This is a genomic window from Bradyrhizobium sp. B039, from assembly GCF_038965675.1.
Taxonomy (GTDB): Bacteria; Pseudomonadota; Alphaproteobacteria; order Rhizobiales; family Xanthobacteraceae; genus Bradyrhizobium; species Bradyrhizobium diazoefficiens.
The window spans coordinates 5,835,672-5,853,110 of the sequence record NZ_CP152416.1 but is presented as its reverse complement, the minus strand read 5'-3'; the positions used below and the strand labels follow the sequence as shown (position 1 = coordinate 5,853,110).

Sequence of the window (17,439 nt, the reverse complement as noted above, 5' to 3'; positions counted from 1 at the left end):
AGGCGCGGCTGTTTCTGTCGATACTCGGCTCGCAGCCGGCTTCTTTCGCTTTGCGTGTTCTACTTCCGAAGGCCTTTTGCGCCCGTCTGAAGGCCGGTATCGTTGCTGCGAAAGCCGTGTCCCTTAGGTCCCGGCAGCAGTCGCGGGGGAATAGATGCAAAAGAACGGCGCGGCGATCGTCTTCAGCGCAGGCGACTTGGTCGGGCACCTGAATTGTCGTTACCTCACGTACCTCGATCTCAAGGTCGCGCAAGGCGAGCTGGCGAGGCCAAGGGTCCGCGATGACCCAACTCTCGATGCGCTGACAGAGCGCGGCAAGATCCACGAGCGGGGCTTCGTCGACCATCTTGCCGAGCAGGGCGGCTCCGTCGCTAGGCGATGGTCCGCGGCGACGCAGTGATCGTCCAAGCGGCATTACAGGATGGACATTGGAGTGGTCGCGCCGATGTGCTGCGTCGGGTCGAGATACCAAGCGGCTTGGGCGCTTGGTCTTCCGTTGTGGAAGACAAGAAACAAGCGCTCGACCTCGTCGACAGAGTTCTGTCCAAAAACCCGGCAAGCGCGAGTGCCCATAGGACCAAGGGAGCCATTCTTCTATTTGGACACCCTGAGGAGGCAATGGCTGAATACGATGCAGCGCTCGAAATCGATCCAAATAATCCAGCTGTCTACGCTGCTAAAACAATTACACTTATCGTAACCGGGCGGGCGCGCGAAGCCTTCTCGCCGCTCCAGTTGGCTCACTGCTATGTCTGTTTTGGCCACTGCGCACGAGTTGCGGAGGCACGTTGTTCTATACGAACTCAAGGCGCGGGATTGAGACGCGTAGCCTTATTGGCGCGCTCCCGAACCTAGCTTGGGGAGTGCTTGAGGGTGTGCATGAGGCTCGGGGGGTATGAAGTGTCAGGTGCTATTGAGCTGATCGTGGAGGGTTACGTTTCCCTCAGAGACCAAGCCGCTCTTGATGAGCTTCGGACACAGCGCCGCAAACTTATCGCAGATCTCAATTCATGTACCGGGATCGACTGCACGAGCACTATTCGACAGATCGAGGAAGACATCGTCGTGATTGAGGCTGGGCTGGCGCGGTTGGATGGCGCAGCGACGAGATCGCCAACCAGTTGTTCCCGTTCAGCCCGCCGCCTTAACTTCCTTCTCCGCTCCACGCATCACAATCTTGAGCGCGCCATCCGGCAACGGCCGCTGTAACGCCTTCGCTCATCCCACGGCGCGCGCATCCAGACATCACGCTGCTCGTCTGCGCCGTCAGGATCACGGCATTGTCTTTGAATGAGACCGGCTCCAATCACGAAAACATTCGGCCTGGTCGACAGGAACCATAGACAAGGTGTGGTCCGGGGATTGGCTGCGTGTCTAAGTCGGGACGTAATGCCTCATACCCAAAATGATCCCGGCTCCTCTGAGGACTCATTTAGCCATAACAGAGCTTGTCGCGGCTCTAGAAACAAGACGCGTTCTTCCCTGGCCGATGCTAAATCACCGCTAGAAAGATAGAGGACGAAGCCTCTGCGATTGTCATGCAGTAACGCTTCTCTGGCGTGGCTCTCTGAGAGGGATTGAGTATCGATGAACGGAATAATTCGAGAGGAAATAAGCTGCACTTAAAGATCTTCCTATTGTGAACAAACACGTTGTTTCTCTGCGTTCGCTTTGCCCTTTGTCCGCGCGGTGACGAAATGAATTCCGACCTGAGATCCATCGACCCAAATCAGTTCGCATCGCCGAAATGCCAGACCTGTGGTGGATAGAACGAGGAAAAATTCTTGTGCCTTTAGAGGATCGGTTGAGCCTTCAACCTCAAGTTTGGCACCGCTTTCAGACGCGTCGAGAAGATGACACCTTCGCTGCCATGTCCCATCGGCTCCCATGATCCTAACGATATGTTTGTGGTCAAACCGAACGCGATTTGTCTTTCGATTATTTCCAATCATCTGAAATTCCAATGCTTCAATCAACTTTTCAGAATAGATGCGTCCCTGCGCGCGGCTCCAAGGCGCATATCGATCATCGCAGAATGAGCAAGTAGCGCCTTTCTGACCTCTTCATCCAAATTGGTCTGCCCGACGATCAGCCGGATGCAAGTATTCGCGAGTTCAAGAAGAAAAATGGCCTGGCGGGCGTCATCTGCTGTCTTAATTTTTAGAGCTTCAACCTGCGACAACAGAGCGGCGACGTTCGCTAAAACGTCGGGCAGTCTCTGGTCTGAGGGACTTGTCCCAGATTTCAATTTGCGAGGCCGCTGAAATCTAAGGACCGAAGACATTGTCGTAAATCTCTTTTGCGGTCGGCAATTACTGCCGCAATGACGTTGCTTTGTCGAAAGCGATCAAAAAAACGATGAAAAAAATATAGCTTCACGCGAGACAACGGTCGAACAGACCAACTCCGACTAGAGTTGCCGTGATAATCACGGCTGCCCGATACGCAGTAGAAATCCGTGTTTTAGTTTCACGCCTAAGTGGTTAACGAAAGTTTATCAGGTTGCGCGCGGTCGGTATTGAAGTATCCAAGTTGCAGAAAATAAGTGATCGAATTTCGGCAAGCATCGATTTACCGGATCATCCGGCACTACGCAGGCGCGGGGCATAGCAGTTGACCACGCGGTAGGGCGCGAGGATGGCGCTTGGTCGGGGGTGATGCTGACGCACTCGACCTACATCAATCCCTTATCGGTAACGCGCAAGCGGCGGACGTAATAGCCTTGGCTCTGAACGGCCAGCCTGATCTCGGCGCTGACTTTGAAAACTCTTTTTCTGCTCTTGCGCCACTTATGTGCAGAGTAAAGCACGGGTACGGCAGAGCCTGTACTTAGAACGAGCAAGTCGCGCTTGTCATTGCGATAGACATCAAACACCTTTTGTCCCCCGCTAATCTTATTGAATGAAATATGTTTTGGTCGTCTCAATCGACGAGCTTAGTATCTCAAATGACTGTGCGGGTTGTAAATGTGCAACTGTTAGCCGCGAATCATTGCCGGATCGAAGCGTGGGCCTGATGCCGTGGCAAAGTCTACGGTGCTATCCCACCTTGAGCGCGCTGGATCAGCCCTATGGCGATCCCGGTGCGAAGCGCGAAGGTGCCGAATTGGCGCTGCGCATGCAGCGTTGCGGTGTTTCGCGGTGGCATCCCGATCCCGTTGCCGCCTGCGAAGCCACCGAGGCAGGCCGCGAAGTGAAGTGAGGGCTCTTACGTCACACCCCTTATCGTGACGCGAATGACCTTAACGAACAGATCGAAGCTCGGAATAAGAAGCAGGCCGTATCCGCAGAATGCTAAAAGCAAGAAGCACGTAAGTGCCAACCGATGCTTGACGTCATTCCGGAAAAAATTCTCTATGAGGATCGACCGGAGCAGGCCTTCAAACTTACTCTTTGCTAGATTCCAGTTCCCGACATCGGGATTGTTCCGTCCTGTCGCAACATCGACGAAGCTGTCAAATTCCGCGTCATCATATTTCCCATGCAACGTGCGGTGACCTTCGTGTCTGATAACCCCGTTTAGATCGATGTAATTGTCCACGGTGAAATGAACCAGCGCTCGCTCCACGTAATCAAACTGATCGGTGCCGACCCGGAAAATATAAGGTCGCCGCAATCGGTAAAGGATGTTTGCTGAACCCAAAAAAATTAGGCCAAAGTATATCAGCTTCAGTCGCCCGGACGCCGTGAGGCTAAGCACCGACAGTTGATGTTCGCTTGCAAGATCATTGAACGATATGTGCTGGGAAACACCGTCGTTGAATAAAACTAGATAGCCAACGACGGGTACGGCCATCGCGCATTTCGCGATCCACCCATCCAAGAACCGAACCCAACGAGACCACCCAAGGTTATAGTGAAAGGTGGACCACTCCGTTCTCCAGTAGTCTATCCCGATCATGGATCGAGGCCCGACGCAGGAAGATCGCGACCGCGATCATAAACCGCTTTCCAAAGCGGCTCGGGATGCAGCGCGGAATCGCCCTTTGCGTCGGCAAGTATCTTAGCCACGGCGAAAGCAAAATCGCTGCCGTAGGGGGGGCTCTCGACGAATAGCTCTATAACCCGTCAGGGACTCTGACGTCGGAGCTGCCATGGCCAACCCGAGCCGCCTGCTTATGTTTGCCGCGAGTTGGTTTGCTTTGGCTGGAAGCATGCCGCCTTCGTCGCGCAGTATCTGAGAGATCATTCGTTCAGCCTTGTCAGCGTCAATTCGAATTTCCGCCATTGGGGGCTCGTTTTCCATTTGTGCGAATCAGAGTGGTCACGCTGGCACAATGCGGGGTGGCAACCGTAGCCCCCGGACCGCACGCTGCATAGCCTGGATGCCGGCCCAATAGATATTGATCGCGTCGATCTCCTCGACCTCGACGAACGCCACACACCAACTCTCCGCCTTTTCCTTGATCTCCTTCGCGAGTTCTTCGCGTGCCGCGGCATCGAGCTTTTTCGAGTCGTCGATCCCGACTATCCGCGTGCCAGGTTTCAGGATCACGGCGCCAGCGGAGACCGGCCCGGCGAGAGGGCTCATTCCGGCCTCGTCCACACCTGCCACGGCAGCATGGCCACTTTCCCAGAGGGAGGTCTCGAAGCGGAGCATCTTGCGGAGCCGCTGCCCTTCGGACCTATTCTCGAAGCGGCGTTTATCGATTGAAGCCAAGATCGCCCGCGCTCCCGCGCGGGTGTCTGCCCGCAAGATCTGCTCGACACTTGGCTTCAAGCGGTCTTTTCTCCACGACATAGCGCTGACGCAACACATCGAGTGAATACTGGGACATCGCGGCCTTCGTGGAGACTGACTGTCGGGGTCGTGTCAGTGAACTTTGTGGCGATTGTCTGAAATAGCTGTCCTGTCTCTTCTGTATGCAATGGCCTTTCGGAAGGAACCGGCCGGCTCCCATTTGAGGTCCGATTCTGCGCTGCCCCCCACATCGCGTCCGCCGACCTCAGAGGGAACCAACTGGTGTCTTCATCCCTTTAGAAAGAGCGGAACCTCGATCCCCCTGCGCAACGACATCTCACCGTGCCGATTTCGGTACCTTCAGGACCAGACATGCTCGTATGGGCTGGTATCGGCTGGGAGCAACGAGGGCTCAGTGCGGCCACGCTGAGCCAAGGATGATCGAGCAGAAGTTCTGACGGACGTAGTTCATGTCCTTCAGCGCGAGGACGTCGGCCTTCACGTTTCCGAACGTCGTCAGCGGCTTCTTGATAATTCCATTGGCGAAGTGATCGATGATGTTCTCCTTGAAATTTGCCTCACGCGGATGATGGACGCAGACATGGTCGCGCTGTTCATGCGTGAAGTCGTGATAGGCGATGCCGAGCACGTCCATCTCCACACCGGCGGTCACCAGCGCGATGGTCGGGCGCATGTGCTCGGGGATTCCGGGCGTGGTGTGGAGCGCGATGGCAGTCCAGACGTCCTCGATGTCACGCTCGGGCACGCCGTAGCTTTTCATGAATTTGCGGGCGGCATTGGCGCCGTCGACCTCGAAGCGCAGATCGGGGCTCGAATATTTCTCGGTGAGGCCCAGGTCGTGGAACATGGCGCCGAGGTAAAGCAGCTCCGGGTCGTATTTCAGCCCGCGGCGCTCGCCGGTGAGCGCGCCCCACAGGAAGACACGCCGACTATGGTTGTAGAGCAGGTCGTCTTCGGTATCGCGCACGAGCTGCGTGGCTGCGCGCGCGATGGCGCTGTCAGGCACGCGAATGCCGGCGATGATTTCGGACATGGAGTAATCTCCTCGGTTGGATAACGGGCTGGTTGCTTGTCGGGATTAGGCAACAGAGCTCTGCTCCGGACAACAAGCGGGATGCTACGGATCAGGACAGCCGTACGTCGTTTCCTGACAAAGGGCCGCTCGGAGCTTCAGGGCAGTAGGAGCCCGCAGTTTCGTCCTCGGATAGCTCGCGAACTATTGCGGTTCTGCTCGTCGGAAGCTGGCGCGATATTGGACAGGGGTCACGCCGAGACGGGTGCTGAAGACAATCCTCATCCGATCCGCAGATCCGAAGCCGCAATCGAAGGCAATGGCCTTCAGCGGTCGGTCGCTTGCTTCCAGCATCATGCGCGCGGCATCAATACGGGCGCGCTCGATGAACTCGTGCGGTGTGGTCCCGGTCACCTGCCCGAAATGCCGGGCCAGATTCCGGGGGCTCATGCCGACCACAGCGGCAAGCGACTCCAACGTGTGGCGATCCCCAATATTGGCCATGACATGGTCCTGGATGCGTGCGATTGGCGATTCCGGATCCGCAGGTGCCGTGAGGTAGGGACTGAACTGCGATTGTCCGCCCTGGCGCTGGGCAACTACAACCAGCCGCTTGGCGACCTTGAGCGCCGTTTCCGCGCCGTGTCGCTGCCCGACGAGCGCCAAGCCCAAATCTATCCCCGCAGTCACACCAGCCGCGGTGATCAACCGTCCATCGCGGACATAGATCAGATCCGGTTCGACTTTGGCCTTCGGAAACCTGGCCGCCAGCGCCTGTGCATCCTGCCAATGGGTTGTGACACGCCGATCGTCGAGGAGGCCGGCATAACCGAGCACAAAAGCCCCAGTGCAGATCGATCCATAGACGCTGGAGCGCCACGGTAGCTCCTTGACCCACTGAAGCAGGCACGGTTCGGGCTCCGCTTCCGGTGGCGTCGGAGTGCCGGCCACCAGAACGATGTCGAAGCCGCCCGCCGCCTCATCGAAAGTCAGGTCGGCGACCATGCGTATGCCGTTCGACGCGCGCAGCGGATTGCGGTGAGCAGCAACCAATACCGTTTCGTAGCGATACGCGCTGCCGAGAAACGTGTTCGCCTCGCTGAACACATCCATCGGCCCCGCCACGTCCAGGGCCTGGACCCCCTCACAGACGACGATCGCGACAGCCTGTACCGGCACCTGTTACAGCCTCTCCACTCGGAGCCTTATTATGCAGGTAGTCCGGCCCCCGCAAAAGGCCTGGGGCGATCCGAGAGGCAACAGAACGAACATCCGTGCATCCGGGATAAACCAGGGGCTATGGACCTCTATTGGTCGATTTTGCTCTCCCACCGGCCAATCAAGAGGCCCATGGAGGTCCAAAAAGATCGTCACGGCAACAGGCGAATTTGTCGCGCCATTATTGTGATCCCGGCGCCTTGTCCGGCGTCGTCAATGGCTCGTCCTTGGAATCCACAACGAAGACCGCCAGTAAGCTGGCGGACTCCTTGTCACTCGCGTTCTCACTGACCCTGTGATGCGAACCGGGCATTTCGTAAAAGCTTTCGCCTGCGTGATAGATCTTCGCGGGTTCGTCGCCGACTTGACTACGGATGGCCCCCGACAGCACGTAGGCGTAGATAAAAGCTGACGCTGCGTGGTGATGAGCGAGCGATTTGGCTCCGGGAGGATAAGTCACCGTCACAGCAACCAGCCTCTTTCCTTCGACATTCGGCAGTGCGTGCGCGAAGGCGACTTTCACCTGCTCCCGGTCCTGCGCGATCGCCGGGGAGGCTCCCAGGGCGATCGCTGCTGCTATCAGCGGGACGGCGGCCGTTCGCAGTGCTCTTCTCGCTGCTTTTGCCGACATACCTCGAGGGTCTGATACAGCACCAATCCGATAGGCAAATCCACTGATCGACATCATCGCACATCCTCTTCTAACGAGTTCACGCAACTGCTTGAAACCAGGACTCAGAGCCGAACCGATGGTCATGGTGAAGCTTCCGATGAGAAGCCATTGCCTCCGCCATCACCTTCGGCCTGATGTGCTGCTGCCGCTGAGCAGCACCGACAACAGAGAGCCCGGCGATCATGAACCCCTTCGCCAAGGGTTAACCAGATTGGGGAGGCCAGCGAGTCGGCGCTGGTAACTTGCGCGCGATCGGGCTTGAGCTCCTGGAGCACCGGATAGGTCCTAGTCATGATTGTGAGTCTTGTGCTGGGAATCCGGGAAGGGAGAAGCAGTGATCAGGTCGCAGGCGTTGGGACTCTTGAACCCCGGGATGAAACGCTCGCAAACGGCGGCGTTGACGGTGCCGTACGTGGTCGCTGGCTTGTGCGCAAAACCGGCGAAATACTCCTGAATGAAGCCTTCTCTGAAATTCGTGCGCGGGTACTTGGCGACGATTTCCTCGCGCAGCTCCGCAGGAAATTGCTCGAACCCCACTCCAATGACATCGAGAAGAACACCGGAATTGAGGAGCGCTACTTCAGGACCCATATACTTCGGGATGCCGGGAGTGGTGTGCAGCGCGATTGCTTCCCAGACGGTCTGCATCTGATCTTCAGCGATGTTATGGGTGCTAAGAAACTGCCGTGCGGCATTTGCGCCATCGACCTCGAAGCGCTCGTCTGGGCTCGAGAACTTCTTGATCAGGCCGAGATCGTGAAATGCGGCGGCGACGTACAGAAGCTCACGGTCGAAGCGCAGATTCCTCTGACGACCCTGCTCAGTCGCGAACAGGTAGACGCGGATCGAGTGATTGAACAGCAGATCGGTGGAATGTTCGCGCAGGATGTCTGTCGCCTCTTTCGCGAGCAAGGAATCGGGAATGACGAGAGCCTGGGCGAGATTTCGGGCTGTCATTGTTGCGTCCTTTCTAGGATTACTGTGGGGCTTGGCTGCGCATTGCGCGGGAGCGCAACTGCGACGTTATCCTGATCAACTCGCTCCGACGTCGAGCACGATCTTTCCTTTCGGCTGAGGCCGCACGCGTTCCAGCATCAAATGAGCCTCGCGCGCATCCGCGAGCGGTAAGACTGTCCCCACGTTTGTTCGTAGTTTTCCACCATCGATGAAGCGAGCGACCTTGGTCAGACATTCGCTCCTGACGTTGACCAGAAAGAAGGCGGCTTCAACACCGTAGCGCTTTGCAAGGTCCTGACCCGGGCGAGACACTGCCGAAATCAGCTTGCCGCCGCGACGAAGGACCTGGAATGAGCGTTCTTGAGTTTCGCCGCCGACCAGATCAATAACAGCGTCCGCGTCCTGTACTTCTTTCTCAAAGCGCTGGGTCCGGCAATCAATCACGGTGTTTGCGCCGAGGTCGCGCACGGCGGAAATATCCTCCGTCGATACGGATGCGATGGTTTGCACACCTGCCTGACGAGCCAGTTGAACCGCATAGGATCCTACGTTACCGGCCGCTCCCTGAATGACCACCGTTTGACCTGCTTTGAGTTGGGCGTGATCAAACAATGCCTGCCATGCGGTGACGGCAACGACAGGAACGGAGGCGGCTTCGACGTGGGTTAGCGAGGTTGGCTTAGTCGAAACCATCCCTGCGGAAGCGACAGCGTATTCGGCGTAGGCCCCGACAAACTGCGGGTTCGTAACACCGTACACCTGATCTCCCACAGCTAACTCGGCAACGTCATGGCCCATGGCGACGATTTCACCAGAAAGATCTGAACCCAAAGTGAGAGGAAGCGGTTGCGGCAAAGCGCTCTTGCCAGCCCTGATCCAGCCATCCCATGGTCCGACTCCAGCGGCTTTGACTTTGACCAGGACCTCGCCAGCGCCTGGCTCGGGCCGTGGAACGCGCTCGAACTTCATGATCTCTGGTGGCCCGAACTCGCGAACGCGCCAGGCCATCATTGTTGAAAGAGTTCGCTCTTCAGTAGCGTCACGAATCATGCTGCTCGGAATCATCTGAAACTCCTGGTGCTTAGCTGGCTTGTCCGCATGTGGCCACGGGACGCTGCTTTGAACAACAAACCCGATCCTACGGATCAGGACAGCCGCACGTCGTTTCCTGACAAGATCGGCGCGAACGGGCGCTCTTATCGGGTGCTATCGAGGGCCCTGACAAAGCGACTTGCAGAACCCCACCTTTAGAAGGTCAGGATCTCAAGGCCATGTCAGACTTTCTGTGCCGCGGAGATCTGCTGCAACTTCCGTTGTGAGCAATCTCTGGCCGCGTCGACATAGGGATCAGGCCGAAGCGAGAGTCGTGGGCACGCTCCCACGCTGGCATGTGGTCAGATCGGCAAGTCGTGCTGCGACTCTGCGTCGGCGACCGTCTGCAGCGAGGCAAGCGAGATTCCGGGCAGCCTAGATGCCGACCAGCCCATTTGGCGCGGCAGCTCGAGGTCGACTTTCTGGGCAAATAGGTCGTGCAGGGTTTGGAAAGCGCTGCAACCGGTCTCCGGGCTGATTTAACAGGATCGCAGACCCGGGGTTTGCACCACTGTAGCTGAGCTGATTGGAGGTGGCTCGACGCCAGAATTCATTAGTTTGAATGTACGTGCGTAAGGCTCCAGCGTTCATTCCTCGCCACTGGCACGATCCGAATGATTCCCGAGCAAGTGCGAAGAAGTTGAAGCCAGAGCCATCGAGCAGCACCTCTCGTAACAGCACCACCGTCATCTCCGCTCGCACGCCGACATCACCTTGACGGACTCATCGGTTGAACGAGTGAGGGTCGTTCGCGCCTGAGACGAAGACTGTGGCCGTCATTGGGTCCACCAGCTTGCCGTATTCTTTTGTCCCCAAATGGGGATTGCTGGATCGCTCTTCTTTCATCCAAGGTTGCTTGATCGGAGCCCACATCGATCGGTGATGGGCATCAAGCCAAACCCAAAATCTGCGACGTCCATGACGGGCCGCAATCCGACCCGCGTCGCGCATTTCCATGCAAAGGGAGCGGAGACCATGGCACTCATCAACGGAACAGCAGGCGACGATGTATTGCCCGGCACGGCTGCGGACGATCAGATCAATGGCCTGCAAGGTAACGACACCATCACGGGTCTCGACGGCAACGATACCGTAAGCGGCGGCCCGGGCAACGATAACATCGATGGGGGTGCCGGCAACGATACCCTGGATGGAAATGCCGGTATCGATACGATCGCCGGTGGCGATGGCGATGACACGATCAATGGCGGCGCGGGCGACGATACGCTGAACGGAAATGCCGGCGTGGACACCATCCATGGAAACGCGGGCATCGATACAATCGATGGTGGAACCGGCGACGATCACCTCTTTGGTGACGCCGGCGACGACAGCATCCATGGCGGGGACGGCAACGATGACGTCCATGGCGGCGCAGGCGCGGACACCCTGTGGGGCGACGCCGGCGACGATACGTTGAGCGGCGACGCCGGCAATGACGTATTGAACGGCGGCGACGGTAACGACGTACTTAACGGCGGCCTCGGGGATGACACTCTGAATGGCGACGCCGGTAACGACACGCTGAACGGCGGACTTGGCAATGATCTGCTGAATGGCGGTACGGGCGACGACATCCTGAACGGTGGTGCCGGCGCCGATACGCTGAACGGTGGCGACGGTATCGACACCATGCATGGCGATGCCGGCGATGATCTCATGGATGGCGGCGGCGGCAACGATGTGATGTTCGGCGATGCCGGAGACGACCTCATGGCCGGCGGTGCGGGCAACGACACCATGAGCGGCGGTAACGGCGATGACGAACTCAGCGGCGGAGCCGGCAACGACACGCTGAACGGCGACGCCGGAGACGACACGCTGGCCGGCGGCGACGGCGCCGATGTCCTGAACGGTGGAGACGGGGCCGACTCCCTATCGGGAGGGGCCGGCAACGACACCCTGAATGGCGATGCCGGCGATGACGAGTTGAGCGGCGGCAACGGCGCCGATGTCCTCAGCGGCGGGCTCGGCGACGATGTGCTGACGGGCGGCGGAGGTACCGATACGCACAATTTCGGTGACGGTACGGCAACCAATTTCGGCAATGATGAGGTCACCGACCTCAGTGCCGCTGATGGCGATGTCGTTCATGTCGATGCTCCGGCAGGCTTTGACCCGGCCACGGTCGTCGTGGACGACGACGGCACCAACACGGTGCTGGATTTCGGCTTCGGCACAATCCAGCTCGACGGCGTCTCGGGCGGCGCGACACCGTTCGAGTCGATCGATGATATCAACAATGCCGCCGGTTATACGGCGATCGAAGTTGTCTAGCGCCGACTAGTAGCGTGGCGGCTGTTAGGCCGCCCCGCCCTCATCTCAGTCAGTGATAGTGCTGGCAAGTTATGTATTCGCGTAACCGTGGTGCGATCCCAGCATCTGGTCAGAGATTGCTGGTGGCCTTAATTCCGGGACGATTCGCATTGGTGTGGATCGTGTGTTTCAGTGTGTCCGTAAACCTGCTGCTGCTGGTCGTACCTTTCTATTCCATCGAAGTGTTCGACCGCGTGCTCAGCAGCGGAAGCGTCGAGACGCTTGTCGGCCTGACCGTCATCGCCGTCGGCGCTCTCGCCTTCAGCGCCGCCTTCGACACGTTTCGTAACCGTCTGTTGAGCCGGTTCGCGGTCGGGTTCGAGCACTGCCTCGCTCCGATCATCCTTGAAGGTAGCATCACCGGCGCGGCGCCGGGCGACGGCCGGCAGCACGATCTCGTCAAGCTTCGCGAGTTGAGAAGTTTCCTGTCGAGCGGAACGGTCACATCGCTGATAGATGCTCCATTCCTCCCGGTGTTTATTCTCATCCTGTTCTTCCTGCACCCCTGGTATGGCGTCATAGCCCTGATCGGGGTTGGGGTCCTGCTGGCGATGGGTGTTGCAAGCCACTGGATCGCGCGCGGGGAAATTGCGCAGGCTTCGCAGGCCGCGTTGAAGACGCAGGCGTTGCTCGATGGAATCGTCCGGCACTCCAGCGTGGTGCGGGCGATGGGCTGGACCCGGGGCGCCATCCGCGCGTTCATGAGCCTCAATGACGAAGCCCTGTCTCCGGTGGTGCGGGCCAGCGAACGCATCTACACGATTAGCGCCGCCGCGCGAACGGTCAGGACCATCCTGCAGATTGCCGCGATCGGCTGTGGTGCCTGGCTCGTGCTCCAGAACGAGGTGCTGTCCGGCAGTCTGATCGCGAGCTCGATCCTGATAGCGCGCACATTGCAGCCCATGGAAGGGTTAGTCTCGGCCTGGCGCGCGCTGGTATCTGCGCAGGACGCCTGGACGCAAGTCTGCAACGCCGCGATGCCGGTGCTTGCGCGTCCGCGGAAGACGTTGCTTCCGCCGCCATCCGGCATCCTCCAGGTCGAACGGGTGACATTCCGGATTGGCGGGACGCAGCGTCCCATTCTCGCGGGCATATCCTTTCAATGCCGTCCGTCCGAACTTATCGTCGTGATCGGACCGACCGGTGCTGGAAAATCCACATTGCTGCGCTTGATGGCAGGCCTCGAGCGGCCGACCAGCGGTACGATCCGGTTGGACCACGCAGCACTCCATACCTGGGATCCCGACCAGCTTGGGCAATTCGTCGGCTATCTCCCCCAGGACGTGCAGCTCCTGGATGGAACGGTGGCCGAAGCCATTGCCGGGTTTGATGAATGCGCACGGGACGAGGCCATCGTCGCGGCGGCCATGCTCGCGCAGGCGCATGAGATGATCCTGTCTCTTCCGGCCGGCTACCAGACCGAGATCGGCCGCGACGGCTGCAGGCTATCCGGGGGCCAGCGTCAGCGCCTTGGTCTTGCACGCGCTTTCTTCGGCGATCGCAAATTGATCCTGCTGGATGAGCCCAATGCTAATCTCGACCCGGACGGCGAAGAAGCGTTGTGCTCCGCCATTCAATCGGCCAAAGCGCGCGGCGCAGCGTCGGTGATCGTCACCCACCGGCCGCGGCTGTTGACCATCGCCGATGCCGTGCTGCTGTTGCGGGACGGCAACCAGATCGCCTTCGGACCGCCATATGAGGTTCTTCGTACCCAGCGGCCGGCACCGGTACCGGGTTCGCCAGGGCCCCCTCGCAATGTCGAACCTCAGAGGCTGCCAGGCAGGAGGGTCATTCCATGACGCAGACCGGTCATGCCTCCGCGATGTCCGCGCCTGTTGCCGGCCGGTCGAAGACGTGGCCGACGGAGCAACCGCGATCCGACATGCGACGGATCATCGCCTGGGGTTGTGTATTGCTCGTCCTGCAATTTTGCGGCTTCGGATTGTGGGCAACCACGGTTCCGCTCCGCGGCGCCGTCGTGGCACCGGGATTCATCAAGGTCCATTCAAAGCGCAAGGCGGTGCAACATCTGGAAGGCGGAATCATCAAATCGATCTATGTCCGGGAGAACGATCACGTCGAAGCCGGTCAACTCATTGCACGGCTCGACACCGCGCAGATCGAAGCGACCCTTGGTTCCCTCGAAACGAAGTTCTTTGCCGACCTGGCGATGGAGGCCCGGCTGGCGGCGGAGCAAGACGCCGCCAAGTCAATCCGGTTTCCGGACGAATTGCGGGAAAGTGCGACCCGTCTCTCCGCACGTATCGCCATTCAAACCCAGGAGGCTGAATTTGCCGCGCGACTGGCCGCGATTGAAAACGAGCGCAAGGTGATCGATCAGCAGATGCTCCAAAACGCGGACGCCATCCGCGGCCTGGAGAGCAACACTCAAGGACTTGAACAGCAACTCAAACTTTTGCGAGAAGAGATAGCCGACACGAGCTATCTCCTCGCAAAGGGCCTCGCCCGGAAACCACGTGTGTTGGCGTTGCAACGCGCGGAAGCCGAGGCTGCCGGACAGGTCGATCGCAATGCCGCATCAATTTCGGAGATGCAGGGCAAGATCTCGGAGTTGCAGGACAGACGCCGGCAACTAGGGTTCAACCAAAATCAGGATATCGCCAAGCAGCGGCATGCGACGAGCGAGGAAATCGGTGACCTCAGACATCGAATTGCCGCGTTGCGTGCCCAGCTTGTCCGGTCCGAATTGCGTGCCCCGGAAAGTGGAAGGATCGTCGGCCTCAACAGCAGGGACCTCAATGCCGTGCTTGGACCTCGGGAAACCCTTTTGGAAATCGTTCCGACGCAAGATCGGCTTGTCATCGAGGCGACATTGAAGCCTGCCGATCGGGAAGAGGTCTATGTCGGACAGATGACGCGTGTGCGGGTTCACGCGCTGAACGTTCGTCGCCGGCCGATGCTCGAGGGAAGGGTCGTCGGCGTTGCGGCAGACGCGCTGACCGACACCCGTTCCGGCGAGAGCTCCTATTTGGCCGAGGTTGAGCTGGACCCCAACGCGCCGACAGCCTCCTACATCTCCACATTGATGCCTGGAATGCCTGTCGAGATATTTGTCGAGACGGGGGAACGAACCTTTGCGGAATATCTTTTGCAGCCGATGACGCTACGGATCAACCGTGCGTTCAGGGAGAATTAGGCGCTGGTGAGGGGTGGGCCGGCCTGCGAGGGAGGCGACCGTGCATGAATGCAGTAAGGCACTACCGTCCGCACAGGATGATTTTCGTTCCGGTTGCGTCGAGCGCGCCTCGAAGCAAGGCAATGACGGATGTGGTCTATCAGGGCCGTGTCCGGAGCCGCGCCCGCCACAGATCGCAATGGAATATTTCGCGAAGGCCATGGCGGAATTGCTCGGTTGCCGGAGCTGCTACGTAGCCATGATATCCTCCTCCGGGCTTGAAGAAGTCAGAATCGGAGACGCCCCAACCGACCCGTCATGCACGACGGTGGTTGAGCGAATTGCGCGCACGGGCACCCCTGAGGACGTCGCCTCGCTCGAGCCGATCAATTCCCGGACCTCGTTCGTCCGCAAGTTGATCGGTGCGGAACCCCCGGTAAAGAGTCATTCAGTCATTGGCAGGTTTGCTTCCGATGAGCGAGCCACGGTCGTATTCGTGGCCGGATGGCGACCGGCCGCGCTTGCGGCAGCCGAGATTCCCGGTTTGGCGCATACCGTGCGCCCGTTATGGAAGGCCGCTCATTCACTTGCCCGGCAAACGCCGGAGCATGTCGATGCGCAACTCTGGCTCGAAGAGCTGACCTTTCCCGCCATCGTCGCGGACCAGAGTCTGCACATTTACGCAGTCAATCGTGGTGGACGAGTACTGCTTGCCAAGCGCCAGCTGCTAAGGATGGACGGAGGCAGGCTCGCGGGCTCATGCGGTTCCGTGACCGAGAGCTTGCGGGAGGCAGTCGGGAAGGTGCTGATCGAGAGCGGGACTCATGGATGGTTCAATACCACGGTACCGCTCTCGATGGATCGTCAGCAGTTCGCCTTCGCCAAGATCGGCGCTGTTCCAACGCATGACAAGCTGGGACAGGCCCTCATTGTCGTGCCGCAATTCGACGACGTGCAGGGCGCGCACTGCATTGCATCTGCCTTCGGATTGAACTGGGCCGAGGAAAGAATCGTCACCCGGATTCTTCAATTCCATTGCCCTCGCGATATTGGAGCCGAGCTTCGGCTGACCGAGGCAACGGTGCGAACCTACACCAAGAGGATCATGCTCAAATTAGGGATCAATCGACAGTCGGAATTCTTTCTTCTGTATCATCTCACCCAGTCGCCTTTTGGCGCTGGCAGGCGGGAGAACTCGGTGAGCCGGCCGGCCTTCGACTGTCAATTGGACGAAGAGGGTCCGATGAGATTGCGGAGGGCTGGCAAGCGTTCGCCTGACTGAGTACGGGGGTCTCCGCGATGTCGAGTCGCATGAGCTGCGCAGGTTTGCTCCACCGGGCGTTTGCCGCCCTCGTATTGGTTGGGGCCGGCTTCCATGCCGATGCCCAGAGCATTCAATTGGCGCTTCCTATTGCCTGCGAGCCTGGCCGTACCTGCTACATCCAGAATTACACGGATCTCGATCCGTCTCGGTCGGCGCGAGATTACAAGTGCGGCACGCTGACTTATGACGAACACAACGGCACCGACTTTCGCTTGCCCTCACTGGCAGTGCAAAAGGCCGGCGTGGAAGTGCGCGCAGCGGCAGGCGGCAGCATTCTTCGTATCCGCAATGACGCTCCAGACGGGACTTTTACAAAATTGGGGCGCGAAGCGGTGCGCGAGGCCGAATGCGGCAATGGCGTCGTCATCGAACACCCGGAGCAGTGGGAAACCCAGTACTGCCACCTGGCCGCCGGAAGTGTGTTGGTCAAACTTGGAGACAAGGTCGAACTTGGACAGCCGATCGGCCGTGTAGGTCTCTCCGGCCTCACGGAGTATCCTCACCTGCATTTCACCGTGAGGCACAATGGCGTGGTCGTCGATCCCTTTGCGTATGGCGTTCGTCCCGAGTCTTGCCAAGGCGGTCAATCCCTCTGGCTTACTGCCTTGCGCTCGAAACTCGAGTATCAGGAACGAGCCATCCTCAATGCGGGCTTTACGACGGGTCCGGTCACGATGGAGCTCATCGAGGACGGCAGTGCCGAGAGGCAAATGCCGTCTGCCAGTTCGATGGCGATCGTCGCATTCGTGCGGGCTATCGGGCTCAAGGCAGGCGATGCGCAATGGCTGGTCATCAAGGATCCTCTCGAGAACGTCATTGCGGAAACTCGGTCTGCGCCACTTCAGGCCAACAAGGCGCAATTCATGCTCTTTGCGGGGAAGAAGCGACCTCCTGGGGGGTGGGAACGCGGGTCCTACAAGGCCACTTATGTTGTCGAGCGCGATGGCCAGGTCGTGCTCAGGAAAGACCTGGAGCTCATGCTCTAGCGCTGCGCCTGTGCTCGGGGGGCC

Annotated in this window: 16 protein-coding genes and 1 pseudogene; 7 read left to right on the top strand and 10 right to left on the bottom strand. The window is 59.0% G+C overall.

Translation table 11 applies throughout. The features are described from left to right. Nucleotides 1-154: 154 nt before the first annotated feature. A complete protein-coding gene (locus AAFG50_RS27860; protein ID WP_039184876.1) occupies nucleotides 155-400 on the top strand; it encodes a hypothetical protein in 246 nt (81 codons plus the stop codon). 1,234 nt (nucleotides 401-1,634) lie between these two features. Here the strand turns inward: AAFG50_RS27860 and AAFG50_RS27855 are convergent. The 3 genes from AAFG50_RS27855 to AAFG50_RS27845 form a co-directional block, all read right to left on the bottom strand. Next, complete coding sequence (locus AAFG50_RS27855; protein WP_011090412.1) at nucleotides 1,635-1,952, bottom strand: PilZ domain-containing protein; 318 nt, start codon at nucleotides 1,950-1,952, stop codon at nucleotides 1,635-1,637. Nucleotides 1,953-1,972: 20 nt separating this feature from the next. Next, nucleotides 1,973-2,182, bottom strand: a complete 210-nt coding sequence (locus AAFG50_RS27850; RefSeq protein ID WP_162185855.1) for a hypothetical protein — start codon at nucleotides 2,180-2,182, stop codon at nucleotides 1,973-1,975. A gap of 492 nt (nucleotides 2,183-2,674) precedes the next feature. Continuing rightward, nucleotides 2,675-2,875, bottom strand: a complete 201-nt coding sequence (locus tag AAFG50_RS27845) for a hypothetical protein (RefSeq protein ID WP_011090410.1) — start codon at nucleotides 2,873-2,875, stop codon at nucleotides 2,675-2,677. 173 nt (nucleotides 2,876-3,048) lie between these two features. Here AAFG50_RS27845 and AAFG50_RS27840 point away from each other — a divergent pair, with 173 nt between their 5' ends. Then, a complete protein-coding gene (locus tag AAFG50_RS27840) occupies nucleotides 3,049-3,201 on the top strand; it encodes a hypothetical protein (protein ID WP_162185854.1) in 153 nt (50 codons plus the stop codon). 6 nt (nucleotides 3,202-3,207) lie between these two features. Here the strand turns inward: AAFG50_RS27840 and AAFG50_RS27835 are convergent, their stop codons facing one another. The 7 genes and pseudogenes from AAFG50_RS27835 to AAFG50_RS27805 form a co-directional block, all read right to left on the bottom strand. Continuing rightward, nucleotides 3,208-3,795, bottom strand: a complete 588-nt coding sequence (locus tag AAFG50_RS27835) for a hypothetical protein (RefSeq protein WP_162185853.1) — start codon at nucleotides 3,793-3,795, stop codon at nucleotides 3,208-3,210. 483 nt (nucleotides 3,796-4,278) lie between these two features. After that, nucleotides 4,279-4,777: pseudogene (locus tag AAFG50_RS27830) on the bottom strand (ribonuclease HII); the annotation flags it as partial. A 315-nt stretch (nucleotides 4,778-5,092) separates the two neighbouring features. Next, nucleotides 5,093-5,734 (bottom strand): HD domain-containing protein, encoded by a 642-nt coding sequence (locus tag AAFG50_RS27825; RefSeq protein ID WP_011090406.1) that lies wholly within the window; start codon nucleotides 5,732-5,734, stop codon nucleotides 5,093-5,095. A gap of 183 nt (nucleotides 5,735-5,917) precedes the next feature. Continuing rightward, on the bottom strand, nucleotides 5,918-6,892 hold the full coding sequence (locus AAFG50_RS27820; protein WP_011090405.1) for a GlxA family transcriptional regulator: 975 nt from the start codon (nucleotides 6,890-6,892) through the stop codon (nucleotides 5,918-5,920). A gap of 220 nt (nucleotides 6,893-7,112) precedes the next feature. Next, nucleotides 7,113-7,535, bottom strand: a complete 423-nt coding sequence (locus tag AAFG50_RS27815; protein ID WP_028175787.1) for a cupin domain-containing protein — start codon at nucleotides 7,533-7,535, stop codon at nucleotides 7,113-7,115. Nucleotides 7,536-7,889: 354 nt separating this feature from the next. After that, entirely contained in the window at nucleotides 7,890-8,561 is a 672-nt protein-coding gene (locus tag AAFG50_RS27810; RefSeq protein WP_011090403.1) for an HD domain-containing protein, read from the bottom strand. Between the two features lie 75 nt (nucleotides 8,562-8,636). Continuing rightward, a complete protein-coding gene (locus AAFG50_RS27805) occupies nucleotides 8,637-9,626 on the bottom strand; it encodes an NADP-dependent oxidoreductase (RefSeq protein ID WP_074076801.1) in 990 nt (329 codons plus the stop codon). Between the two features lie 1,002 nt (nucleotides 9,627-10,628). On the opposite strand from AAFG50_RS27805, the gene AAFG50_RS27800 reads away from it, so the two are divergent. The 5 genes from AAFG50_RS27800 to AAFG50_RS27780 all read left to right on the top strand — a co-directional run bounded on the left by AAFG50_RS27800 (nucleotide 10,629) and on the right by AAFG50_RS27780 (nucleotide 17,415). Further along, complete coding sequence (locus AAFG50_RS27800; RefSeq protein WP_231166530.1) at nucleotides 10,629-11,930, top strand: calcium-binding protein; 1,302 nt, start codon at nucleotides 10,629-10,631, stop codon at nucleotides 11,928-11,930. A gap of 122 nt (nucleotides 11,931-12,052) precedes the next feature. After that, nucleotides 12,053-13,768 (top strand): type I secretion system permease/ATPase, encoded by a 1,716-nt coding sequence (locus AAFG50_RS27795; protein WP_231166529.1) that lies wholly within the window; start codon nucleotides 12,053-12,055, stop codon nucleotides 13,766-13,768. Then, the gene (locus tag AAFG50_RS27790; RefSeq protein WP_011090398.1) at nucleotides 13,765-15,126 is read left to right on the top strand and encodes an HlyD family type I secretion periplasmic adaptor subunit; all 1,362 of its coding nucleotides are present in this window, start codon (nucleotides 13,765-13,767) and stop codon (nucleotides 15,124-15,126) included. The genes AAFG50_RS27795 and AAFG50_RS27790 overlap by 4 nt, the downstream gene beginning before the upstream one ends. A 178-nt stretch (nucleotides 15,127-15,304) precedes the next feature. Beyond that, nucleotides 15,305-16,387, top strand: coding sequence for a helix-turn-helix transcriptional regulator (locus AAFG50_RS27785; RefSeq protein WP_162185852.1), 1,083 nt, complete (start codon nucleotides 15,305-15,307; stop codon nucleotides 16,385-16,387). A 17-nt stretch (nucleotides 16,388-16,404) separates the two neighbouring features. Further along, nucleotides 16,405-17,415 (top strand): M23 family metallopeptidase, encoded by a 1,011-nt coding sequence (locus tag AAFG50_RS27780; protein WP_231166528.1) that lies wholly within the window; start codon nucleotides 16,405-16,407, stop codon nucleotides 17,413-17,415. Nucleotides 17,416-17,439 lie beyond the last annotated feature (24 nt).

Bases quoted from the DNA above. Each gene is read 5' to 3' on its own strand.
- AAFG50_RS27860 (WP_039184876.1), top strand. From the start codon at position 155: ATGCAAAAGAACGGCGCGGCGATCGTCTTCAGCGCAGGCGACTTGGTC.
- AAFG50_RS27855 (WP_011090412.1), bottom strand. From the start codon at position 1,952: ATGATTGGAAATAATCGAAAGACAAATCGCGTTCGGTTTGACCACAAA.
- AAFG50_RS27835 (WP_162185853.1), bottom strand. From the start codon at position 3,795: ATGGCCGTACCCGTCGTTGGCTATCTAGTTTTATTCAACGACGGTGTT.
- AAFG50_RS27825 (WP_011090406.1), bottom strand. From the start codon at position 5,734: ATGTCCGAAATCATCGCCGGCATTCGCGTGCCTGACAGCGCCATCGCG.
- AAFG50_RS27810 (WP_011090403.1), bottom strand. From the start codon at position 8,561: ATGACAGCCCGAAATCTCGCCCAGGCTCTCGTCATTCCCGATTCCTTG.
- AAFG50_RS27805 (WP_074076801.1), bottom strand. From the start codon at position 9,626: ATGATTCCGAGCAGCATGATTCGTGACGCTACTGAAGAGCGAACTCTT.
- AAFG50_RS27800 (WP_231166530.1), top strand. From the start codon at position 10,629: ATGGCACTCATCAACGGAACAGCAGGCGACGATGTATTGCCCGGCACG.
- AAFG50_RS27790 (WP_011090398.1), top strand. From the start codon at position 13,765: ATGACGCAGACCGGTCATGCCTCCGCGATGTCCGCGCCTGTTGCCGGC.
- AAFG50_RS27785 (WP_162185852.1), top strand. From the start codon at position 15,305: ATGGAATATTTCGCGAAGGCCATGGCGGAATTGCTCGGTTGCCGGAGC.
- AAFG50_RS27780 (WP_231166528.1), top strand. From the start codon at position 16,405: ATGTCGAGTCGCATGAGCTGCGCAGGTTTGCTCCACCGGGCGTTTGCC.